Raw genomic sequence first — 10,557 nt, forward strand, 5'->3', positions numbered from 1 at the left:
GAGGTGCGCTCCCTCCCCCGCTTGCGGGGAAGGGCTGGCGTGGGGCACCACTGTCTCAGAACGCACTGATGGACCTGCGCGAAAGGCGGCCCCCACCCGCCGCAAGCGCGGCGACCTCCCCGCAAGCGGGGGAGGCGCATACCGGCAATGCGGCGGGAGAGTCGTCCAAAACCGAGTGGCCGCGCAACTCGCACCTACCGTGAGATGGCGCCTCGTCGTTCAACGAGAGAAAGACGTTCCGCTATCTCTCGAACGGAATGTATTTTTGATATTCCCTTGGCACCGAGCTGCGATAGCGCGAGGGCACCGTCCCGGTCTTCAGCGCGTGCTCGATCTCCTGCCGCCGGGTCATTTTTATCTTTTTCTTTGATGGCACCGCGCCGGTATCCTTCTGCGGCCGCGTCTCAGACGGCGTGGCTCTGGTCGGCGCGGGCGACGCAGTTGGCGTGGGAGCCACAGCCGTCGGCGCCGGCGATGTCGCCGGTGCAGGAGCATCGGCCGTCGGTGCGGGCGACGCGGCCGGGGCCGGCGTCGCCGCCGCGGACGAAGGTGGCTCGGCGGGCGCTGTGGTCTGCGGCGGGTTGGCCGCTGGCGCAGCGTTATCGGTCGGGGCCGCCGGCGCGTTCTGGGCAAAGCCCGGGCCCGGTGGAATCAACACAAACACGGCCGCCGCCAGCGCGGCCGCGAGTTTTGGACGCTTTTGCATGCAACGCTCCGACTCAAGAGCACGAAAGCCTAGTCGAGATATCAGCGGCTTGGAACCCCAGGGCATTCAAGTGGCTAGGTCGGAACCGTATGCGGATCTGACCGCACCTTGCGATCAGAACACTCCGGCCGGACCGACGCTCTGATCCCCATCCTCAACGGCGTCCTGCACCGCGAGCCGCGGCGGCCGCACCACCGTCACGGTGCAGCTTGCTTCGGAGGCGACCTTGGCGGAGACGCTGCCGAGCAGCGTGCGCCTCAGCGAGTCCTGCCGTGCGCCGACGATCAAATGGTCGACCTGGTTCGCCTGCGCAAACTCGAGTATAGCCGCCGCTGGATCGACAGCCTCCAGCACATGCACCGTGAGCCGGCTCTCATCGAGCTGCAAGGGCTGCGCCCAGTGTTTTAGCTGAACCATGCGATCGACATGCTTGTTGTGGCCGTGCTCGTCGAGCGTGCGATCGATGGTGACGCGGCCGAGTTTCAGGACATTGATGCAGGCGAGCCGCGCCGCCGGCAGCGTCTTCAGGATGCGCTCCGCCGTCACGCGCAGCGCTTCGTTGAGGGCGGGCGAGCCCTCCGCGGTATCGAGCGCCACCGCCACGATCGGGCTTGCCGCAAGCTGCGCAGCCACATCGGCGCGCGGCCGCGGCGCGCTAAAATCGCGGTTGAAGCGCCGCCGCAAAACCGTGCTGCACGGGTCGTGCTTCAGCTTCTCCGAGCGCGCGGTCAGCTTGACCTGATCGGGATGACCGAGATCGAAGGCGAGCTGCGCCGCGGTCGGATAGCGCCAAACCGGCTTGATCTCCAGACAGCGCAGCACGATCTCCTGCAGCCACGGCGGATAATCGGCCTTAAGTCGGCGCGGCGGCTGCGGATCGCGCCACAAGCGCCGGCGCATGCCGCGCAGTGTCTCGGTCTCGCCGAACGGCCGCACCCCCGTGGTGAAGAAATACAGCAGCACACCGAGCGAGAACAGGTCGCTGCGTGGATCGTTGCGCACGCCGAGCAGCCGCTCGGGGGCCATGTAGGGCGCAGTGCCGAACGGCACGCGGAACTCTTCCTGCAGCAGATCGGGAAGCTGGTTGTGGTGCGACAGGCCGTAATCGATCAGCACCGCCTCGCCGCTCTCGCGGAACATGATGCTCGACGGCTTGACGTCGTGATGGATCACGTTCTGCCGGTGCAGGTCGGCAAGCGCGAGCGCAATTTTGGTAACGAGCGCCCTCGCCTCCTCGTAAGCCAGCGGCAGGCCTGGCAACCGCTTGTAGAGCGTGTCACCGGGAATTCGTTCGATCACCACATAGGCCTGGCGGGCGAAATCGCCGGTCCCGAAACAGGCGGGCACATGCGGGCCCGAAAGCCGCGGCAGGATCATCTGCTCCATCTCGAAGGAGACGATCGCGGCAGGGTCCTCGCCTTCACTGATCCGCGGGATCTTCATCAGCAGCGGCACCGTGATGTCGGGACGCGTGACGGTCCACAGCGTCGCCATGCCGCCGCGATGCACGCATTCCCCCACGGTGAAACCGTCGATCACAGCGCCGGGCTGGAGGTCGCTCGCCATGGCTCTATCGCCCCATCGCAAGGCGGTCGGCGAGCCAGGGCGGCAGGCCGTTGTCCCGGATCCGCTGCGCGGCCGCGTCGATGTCATAGGGCACGCGGCAATAGGTGATGTTCCGCGAGGCCGTATCGTAGGTGAGGAAGGCCGCCGCGGGATTGCCGTCGCGCGGCTGGCCGACCGAGCCCGCGACCGCAAGCCATTGCCGGCCGCGCAAGAGCTGCACGGCGACATCCGATGTGGGGACAAAGCTCGTCATCTTGGCGGTGACCGACATCGAATAGAGCGCCGGCCGGTGGATGTGGCCGCAGAACGTGACTTGGGCTTTGGTTGCGATCATGCTGCGGGCGGCATCGGCGGTCGACTGGACATAGCGCCAACGTGCGGGACCCGAGGCCTCGGAGTGGACAAAGAGGCGGTCGTCGTCTTCGGAGGTCATCGGCAGCTGGCCAAGGAAGCGCTGCTGGGCGAGGCTGAGCCTGCCGCGCGTCCACTCGATCGCGGCCTGGGCCTCGGCATTCATGGTCTCGCTGGCTGTCACGACCGCATCGTCATGGTTGCCGCGGATCGCCACCGCCCCGTGCTCGACCAAGCCCATGACGGTCTCGACCGTCCATTCCGGGTCGGCGCCATAACCGACATAGTCGCCGAGAAGGATCATCCGCTCGACCTTCCGCGCGCGGGCCGCCGCAAGGCACGCCTCGAACGCCGGCCGGTTGGCATGGATATCGGCAAAAACCGCCAGCAGCACGCGCGTCCTCCAAAGCCTCGAGTATAGCAGCGGCCTTGCACCACGGCTTGAGCAACATCAAACGCGATCCGCGTTCTCGCCGCAGGATATACCGAGTTGGGTGCGCCGGCGAATGCACCTTGCGCGGGTGAGCAGCTTCAGCTTCAATGGCGTCCCCACGAAGGAGGTTGCGATGCGCAGGCTTCGTTGGACAATTTTGGCGGTTGCGGCGATAGCGGTGATCACGCCGACGGTGGCCCAGCGCTACGATCCCCGCTACCCGGTTTGCTTCGAGGGCAAGCAGCAGGGCAGCATGACCATCGACTGCAGCTTCACATCACTGGATCAGTGCAGGATGACGGCCTCGGGCCGCAATGCGACATGCTATGCCAACCCGTATTGGTCGCAGGCAAAAGCACCGCGCGGCCGCGGACCCCGCCAAGGCCCCGGGTACTGACTATTTGTGACCGACCAGCGCATAGGGCGATTCGGTGGACAGCGAGGGCGATGGGGTGTCGCTGTCGAGACGCCCACCCTGCTGGGTGTAGCCGAATCCGAGTTGCAGGCTGACATTCGGCGCCGGCTGGAAGGCGACGCCGCCATGCGCGCTGTAGCCGGTCCGTGTACCAGTGAGGGCATCAGGGGCGGCAAAGGGCGTGCCGAGCCCGTTGTCGTATTTCAAGGTGTCGAAGCCGCCATAGACTCTTAGGGGCGTATTCTGAAAATTGTAGCCAAACCGTGCGCCTTCGTAGCGGAGGTTGCCGAACGCTGAGTCCTGGATGAGGCCGTTCATGCTGAGACCCATGGTGCCGCTGACGCTGCCGACGAACCAGCCGCTCGGAAAATTGTAAAGGCCGCCATTGCGGTCAGCATTCGCCGCAAACCCTGGAAAATTGCCATAGCTGTTCGCGCCCTGGCCGGCCGCCAACTCGCCGCCGAAGCCGAGCGGCCAGCCCGGGATCCAGTATCGCACCGGGTCGGCCTGCCCATGGGCGGTTCGCCCGCCGAGACACAGCGCCGCCAGGACGAGAAGGCCCCATCGCGTTGCAAGACTAGACATTCGCATCACCACTTGCTGTCACAAAAACCATACGCTCCGGCGAGCGGGAATACCAGCGCAGCGCTGCGGGTCGTCAAGAATGCCGGTGGAACCGCCGCAGCCAAACCGATTCGAGCAAACTTCATCATGCTTAGGCCGCCGCCAGCTGCGTCCTGCGGCAGAAGCAGGAGGCCTTGATCGGCACCTCCGCCCGCGCCTGCGCCAGATCGAGCCGCTGCGCGATCAGAGCCGCCTCGACCTTTTCGCCGCGACGGATCAGGCATTCGTGCAAGCCATGCAGCGACCAGACATTGTCCGGATGCTGGCAGGCCCGGCTCAGCTTGCCATCGAGACCGAGATCGGACCGATAGACGGCCTCGGCCTCCTCGATCCGTCCCTGCTCGAGCAGCAGCGCGCCGAGCGCATGCCGTGTCGGCTGCATCCATCCCCAGGGCTCGTCATAAGGCAGCGCGTCGCTGAGCGCGACCGAGCGGCGCAGATGCGCGAATGCGCCGTCGTAGTTGCCCCTGCGGTAGTCCAGCTCGCCGTTCAGCATCGCCTCGGCGACACCCAGCAGGTCGACGACCTTGTTGTTGTGCACCCGCCGGCTCTCCGGCACCCGGATCCTCGCCGCCGCGAACAATGCCTTCTGAGCCTCGGCGTCGGCGACATGGCCGAGCGCCGAATGCGCGACCGCCTTGGCGTAGTGGATCATCGCGACCGTCGAGCAGTAGAGGTCGCGGTCCGCGGGCAGCTCCTGCGCGATGATCTCGCGCCATTTGCCGAAGCGCACCAGCACATGCTGCTTCATCGTCAGATAGCCCTCGAGGAAATCCGCCATCGGCGGCGATGGGATGCGGAGCACCGCCTCGGGGATCGTGGCGATCAGCTCCTCTGCGGCCGCGATCGCGGGCGTGTACTGTCCGAGGAACATCGCGCCGTAGGTCGCGAAGTGGAAGTCGTGGATGACGTACACCAGGTAGACGCCCGGATCGGTCGAAAAGGCGAGGAACTTGCGATCGGCCGCCAGCGCCTTCCGATTGTAGACGAGGACGTCATGGTAGTTCCCGCACAACACATCCAGATGTGTCGGCATGTGGATCAGGTGACCACCCTCGGGCACGATCTCGCGCAAGCGGTCGCCGGCCCGCAGCGCCCGCTGCGGAAACGGCGACATCTCCATCAGGTGGACATAGAGATGCAGCAGCCCCGGGTGATCCCACGCGGCCGGGACTTTCTCGAGCGCCTGTTCGAGCAGCGCCCGACACTCCTCCGTGCCTTCCGTGGGCTTGCCTGAGCCCAGGTCCCACATCTGCCACGGCGTCTCGTTCATGATCGATTCGGCAAAGACCGCACGGACGTCGAGATCGTCGGGGAAGGCCTCGAAAATCTTCCGCATCTGTTTCGTGAAGGCCTTGTCCCACGGCGACAGATCCTCGATCGCCTCGCGCTGCGGATAGCGCGCCGGCAGCGCCTCGATCATCGCCCGCTCGACCGCGCTGGCTTTCGGCGCGTGCGAGAGTGCGCCCTGCATGGCGTCATACGATGCCGAAAGCGCCATTTGCCGTCCGAGCGGGTCATAGCGAACCCAGGGCAGGTTATAGTTGGGCCCCGAGGCGTAGCTGATGCCCCAATGCGCCATCGCGCATTGCGGATCGTGATCGAGCGCCCGCTGAAAACACTTGATCGCCTCACCATGGTTGAAGCCGAACAGCCAGTTCAGTCCCCGGTCGAACCAGAGCTGGGTTTCCGGCGAAGACGTCGTGATCTTGCGGCTGTACGGCCCGAGGTCGAAATAGGTCATGGCCCTTTGCTTCCCAAGTGATCGCTTCTAAAGCGCGAGGGCTTTGTGGTGGAGCAGTATCGCGCTTTGGATTTCGGCTGCGCACAGCCGGTGTGGACGGCCGTGGAAGCACTTCAGACCGACGCGTTCAAGCGCATTCGTCAGGACAGTGCGAGCACGTCTGCCGCAGTGTCAATGTATTCCTGGAAGAGCACCACTTTTCCGTCACGATACCTGAACACGTGCGCCCATTCGTTCCTCATGGTCTTGCCTGTTCTCTTGACCCGTCCGGTCAGGGTCCCCAGGGCCACGACTGTTTCGCCCTGCTCTATCAGCTCGCGCGGTCCAAACTCGGTGAACTCGAGATTCTCGCCGACCTGCGCGAAGAAATTTGCAATCTCCTGCTTCCCGTTGAAAGTGCCAGCCCATGGCAGCTTGTCCTTCGGACCTGGAATGATCCAGGTGCAGCTGTCATCGATCAGCTCACGCAGCAGACCCGGGATGTCGCCTCGTTGAAAATATTCATAGCCTTTCTTCGTCGTCTCGATATTGGATGCCATCGGAATCCTCCTTGCCAAGGTTGAATTCAAGCACCTGTTCTCCGGCCAAAGCAGTCGAGGCCGCAAAGAACAGCGCCGCGCCAGAAAAGGAAAACGGCGAGAGAGTTCGGCATAGGCTCCTCCTGCGCTTTGCTGAATTCACCAATGCATGCCGCAGTGGGCTGTTCACTTCTCCCGGAGCATCTGTTGCGAAGCGGCACGAGCCCGAGCGACGCCCGCCAGCACTTAAGCTTCTGAAAGCCCGGTGTGCGAGCCTGGGCATGACGTGAGTCAAACCGACGGAGAAAAGGTTCAGCTAGACACAGCGACCCGCAGCGGAGTTGATGGAGCGGCAAACGGTACCGCAGGCCGGTCGTCCCGCCGCACCGCAGAGCGCCGATCTCTGCCACGCCTCCTTGATTCATTCGTCATAGCGAGTAACCTGCCGCATTCCGCGGCGCACGAGGTACCCGTTGAGCAGGGCGATCGAGCAATGGCTGCGAAAGCTGGGCCTGACCCAGTATGCCCCTGCCTTTGCCGCGAACGACATCGACTTCGATGTCGTTGCGCAGCTCACCGACGCCGATCTCAAAGAGCTTGGCGTGAACTCCCTCGGTCATCGCAAGCGCCTCCTGGCCGCGATCGATGAGCTGAGGTCGGCCCCGATACGCAAGCCTTCCGGCTCTGCGGACACAGCGGGTGGCGAGCGTCGCCAGGTCACGATCCTGTTCGCCGACCTCTGCGGGTTCACGACCTTGTCCCGATCCCTCGACCCCGAGCAGCTGCGCGAACTGGTCGCAGCCTTCACGGCCCAGGTGGACGGCATCGTGGTCGGATATGGGGGGAGTGTCGACAAGCACATTGGTGACGCGGTGATGGCGCTCTTCGGCGCACCCCGAGCGCATGACGACGATCCGCTGCGCGCGGCGCGTGCGGCGCTGGACATCCACGCCGCGCTCGCGCGCAGCGCGGAGACCTCGACGCGCGAGCTGCAGGCCCATATTGGCATTGCCAGCGGCGAGGTGGTCGCCGGGACTCTCAGTCGTGTCGACACGCACGACTACACCGTTCTCGGCAACAGTGTGAACCTCGCGGCACGGCTGGTCGCGCTCGCCGGGCCCGGCGAGACGCTACTGTCCGGCGACGTCTATCGCGCGCTTGCCGATCGCGCAGCCTGCGCCGCGCTGGGTGAAACTGACGTGAAGGGCTTCGACGCCCCTGTGCGCATCTGGCGACTGGACGGCCTTGCGAACGATTCAGGCTCCGCGAGCCGCAGCGCGTTTGTCGGACGGGTCGCCGAGCTCGAGCAATTCAAGGCCATGCTTGCGGCAACGCTGGCGCGGCGGAGTGGACAAATTGTCCACGTGCGTGGCGAAGCCGGAATCGGCAAGACGCGGCTCGTCGAGGAGATGCGCCGCCTTGCGGAGGCAGCTGGCTTCACCGCCCACCGCGGACTGGTGCTCGATTTCGGGGTGGGCCGGGGCCAGGATGCCGTTCGCGCGCTGCTGGCCAGCATGCTGGGACTCGCTGCCATTTCCAGCGTCGAGGCCAGGCAGCAGAGCATCGACGAGTTGATCGCGGCGAAGGTGGTGCCAGCCGAACACCTTGCCTTTCTGTACGATCTACTGGACCTGCCGCAGACTGCGGAGACGCGTATCCTCTACGACGCGATGGACAACGCGGCACGAAACCGCGGCAGGCGGGCGGTCGCCAATGCCATCGCGGCCCGTGCTTGCGCCGAACGGCCGACGTTCACCCTGGTGGAGGACCTTCATTGGGCCGATCCGCAGCTGCTTGGACTGCTCACGGCATTTGCGTCGGCATTGACCGAGGGTCCCGGCCTCCTGATCTTGACATCGCGTGTCGAGGGTGACCCGATCGACACGGTATGGCGCGCGAGCTGTCGGGGTGTTCCCTTCGCGACGATCGATCTCGGTCCGCTGCGCCGCGATGAGGCCTTGAGCCTTGCCGGCAGCTTCATGGACGCAACACAGCGCGTTGCCATCGCCTGCATCGAGCGCGCCGCCGGCAATCCGCTGTTTCTCGAGCAGCTCCTGCGCAACGTCGAGGAAGGCACCGCGGATGCCGTTCCGCCGTCGATTCAAAGCCTCGTGCTGGCACGCATGGACCGGCTCTCGTCGTCCGATCGTCAGGCGCTGCAGGCCGCCGCCGTGATCGGCCAGCGCTTTTCTCTCGCTCTCTTGCGTCACCTCGTCGATGAGCCGAACTACGTCTGCGATGGGCTGATCAGCAATGCGCTGGCGCTGCCGGAAGGCGAGGATTTTCTGTTTGCACATGCGCTGATCCAGGAAGGCGCCTATTCATCGCTGCTGCGCTCGCGCCGAAAGCAACTGCATCAGCGCGCCGCCGAATGGTTCGAGGCGCAGGATCTCGTATTGTGCGCCCAGCACCTGGACCGTGCCGAGGACGAGCGGGCGGCGGATGCGTATCTGCAAGCGGCCACGGCCCAACGCGCCGACTATCACATCGATGCCGCGCTGCGCCTCGCGGAACGCGGCCTGCAGATCGCGCGCGCGGAAGCCGATCGGCATTCCCTGATCTGCCTCCGCGGCGAGTTGCAGCGCGATCTTGGCGACATCGCATCATCGATCGCGTCCTATCGATCGGCAATGGCGGCGTCCTCGGACGAAACCGCGCTGTGCCGGGCGCGGCTGGGCCTCGCAGAGGGCTTGCGCGTCAGCGAAGGTCTGACCGAGGCGCTCGAATTGCTCGCGCAGGCACAAGCTGTGGCCGAGCGCCACGGCATGGTGAGCGAGCTTGCCCGGCTGCATCATCTGAGAGGCAACATCTTCTTTCCGCTTGGCAAGGTCGACGGTTGCCGCGAGGAGCATGAGCGCGGTCTCGATTACGCGCGGCGCTCCGGCTCGGCCGAGGCCGAGGCACGCGCGCTGGGCGGTCTTGCCGACGCAGCCTATGCCCAGGGCAAGATGAAGACGGCCTGCGACTATTTCGGCCGCTGCGTTGCGCTTTGCCAGCAGCACGGGTTCGGCCGTATCGAGGTCGCCAACCGCTCAATGGTCGGCTTCAGCCGCATGTATCTGAACGAAATACGCCAGGCGCGCGAGGATGGCGATGCCGCCGCGCGCGTCGCCGCTTTGGTCGGCCAGCCCCGGGCCGAGCTGCTCGGAGAAATTGCCGGCGCCTTCGCCTGTTATGAGCTGGCCGAGTATCAGGCGGCCAAGGCCTATCTGGCGCGCGTCATGCGGATTGCCCGGCAACTCGGCGCTCGGCGTTTCGAGGCTCAAGGCCTCGAGATGGAAGCGCGTCTGCTGCTCCACGCCGGTCGTCGCGCCGAAGCAGAGTCGCTGCTTCGCGAGGCGCTGGCAATCTGCCGGGATGCCGGAATGCAGTTTTGCGGTCCCAAGGTGATCAGCGCGCTGAGCCGCGCGGTCGAGAGCCCCGGCGAGCGCGCAACCCTGCTCGCGGAAGGCGAGGCCATGCTCGGCCGAGGCTCGGTGGGGCACAATCATCTCTGGTTCTACCGCGATGCAATCGAGGCGCTTTTGTCGGCGCGCGATGCCGAGGGGGCGCTGGCCTATGTCGGCAGACTGCAGGACTATACCCGCGCGGAGCCGCTGGCGTGGGCGGATCTGTTCGCCGCCCGCGGTCGCGCGCTTTGCGCGTGGCTGCGCAAAGGCGCTGGCGATCCAGTGCGAGACGAACTCGCGCGCATTCGCACCGCCCTTGCTTCAGCCGGCATGACCGCGTTCCTGCCGGCAATCGATATTGCGATGGCAACCTGACCGCGGAAGCCTATCCAAGGGGCTTGATGCGCAGGAGGTTCTACCGGTCGCCCCACTCCTAATCCTGCTCGTCCTTCGGCGGCATGCGCGGCGGCGGCAGCGGGGTGAACACCACCCCTTCGCCGCCCGGCGGTGGCGCGATGAATTCGCCGGTCGAGGAATCGCCGCCAGAGGTCTCGATCACCGTCTTCGGCGTGATGTATTCGCGTACCGCATCGATGAGACGGCCCTCGCCGCCGCCGAAATCGGCGGCGCGGCCGCCCTGCGGATGTCCCGCTTTGATCTCGTTCATCGCGGTGTGAGTCTTATCAGCGAGTTGATCGGTAAACGGCAGGCGAAACGCCCGCGGCACGCCGCTCGGGTGGTTGTCCTCGTCGAGCGCCTCGATCCAGAGATAGACCGAGCCGGAATCGCCTTCGACCGAATGCGGCTCGAC

Annotated in this window: 8 protein-coding genes and 1 pseudogene; 2 read left to right on the top strand and 7 right to left on the bottom strand. The window is 65.4% G+C overall.

From position 1 onward, the window contains the following. Window positions 1-241: 241 nt before the first annotated feature. The 3 genes from JOZ76_RS15395 to JOZ76_RS15405 all read right to left on the bottom strand — a co-directional run bounded on the left by JOZ76_RS15395 (window position 242) and on the right by JOZ76_RS15405 (window position 3,017). Window positions 242-706 (bottom strand): hypothetical protein, encoded by a 465-nt coding sequence (locus tag JOZ76_RS15395; protein WP_291699474.1) that lies wholly within the window; start codon window positions 704-706, stop codon window positions 242-244. Window positions 707-820: 114 nt separating this feature from the next. Further along, window positions 821-2,272 (bottom strand): serine/threonine protein kinase, encoded by a 1,452-nt coding sequence (locus tag JOZ76_RS15400; RefSeq protein WP_291699475.1) that lies wholly within the window; start codon window positions 2,270-2,272, stop codon window positions 821-823. A gap of 4 nt (window positions 2,273-2,276) precedes the next feature. Then, window positions 2,277-3,017, bottom strand: a complete 741-nt coding sequence (locus tag JOZ76_RS15405) for a metallophosphoesterase family protein (protein WP_291699476.1) — start codon at window positions 3,015-3,017, stop codon at window positions 2,277-2,279. A 172-nt stretch (window positions 3,018-3,189) separates the two neighbouring features. Here JOZ76_RS15405 and JOZ76_RS15410 point away from each other — a divergent pair, with 172 nt between their 5' ends. Continuing rightward, the gene (locus JOZ76_RS15410; protein ID WP_291699477.1) at window positions 3,190-3,453 is read left to right on the top strand and encodes a DUF3551 domain-containing protein; all 264 of its coding nucleotides are present in this window, start codon (window positions 3,190-3,192) and stop codon (window positions 3,451-3,453) included. Here JOZ76_RS15410 and JOZ76_RS15415 read toward each other — a convergent pair whose 3' ends face one another. The 3 genes from JOZ76_RS15415 to JOZ76_RS15425 all read right to left on the bottom strand — a co-directional run bounded on the left by JOZ76_RS15415 (window position 3,454) and on the right by JOZ76_RS15425 (window position 6,378). After that, the gene (locus JOZ76_RS15415) at window positions 3,454-4,056 is read right to left on the bottom strand and encodes an outer membrane protein (protein WP_291699478.1); all 603 of its coding nucleotides are present in this window, start codon (window positions 4,054-4,056) and stop codon (window positions 3,454-3,456) included. Between the two features lie 130 nt (window positions 4,057-4,186). After that, a complete protein-coding gene (locus JOZ76_RS15420) occupies window positions 4,187-5,839 on the bottom strand; it encodes a tetratricopeptide repeat protein (RefSeq protein WP_291699479.1) in 1,653 nt (550 codons plus the stop codon). A gap of 140 nt (window positions 5,840-5,979) precedes the next feature. Beyond that, window positions 5,980-6,378, bottom strand: a complete 399-nt coding sequence (locus JOZ76_RS15425; protein ID WP_291699480.1) for a nuclear transport factor 2 family protein — start codon at window positions 6,376-6,378, stop codon at window positions 5,980-5,982. A 452-nt stretch (window positions 6,379-6,830) separates the two neighbouring features. Here JOZ76_RS15425 and JOZ76_RS15430 point away from each other — a divergent pair, with 452 nt between their 5' ends. Then, a complete protein-coding gene (locus tag JOZ76_RS15430; protein WP_291699481.1) occupies window positions 6,831-10,121 on the top strand; it encodes an adenylate/guanylate cyclase domain-containing protein in 3,291 nt (1,096 codons plus the stop codon). A gap of 58 nt (window positions 10,122-10,179) precedes the next feature. Here JOZ76_RS15430 and JOZ76_RS15435 read toward each other — a convergent pair. Beyond that, window positions 10,180-10,557, bottom strand: a pseudogene (locus JOZ76_RS15435) (hypothetical protein); the annotation flags it as partial.

The organism is Bradyrhizobium sp. (assembly GCF_019244115.1).
GTDB lineage: Bacteria > Pseudomonadota > Alphaproteobacteria > Rhizobiales > Xanthobacteraceae > Bradyrhizobium.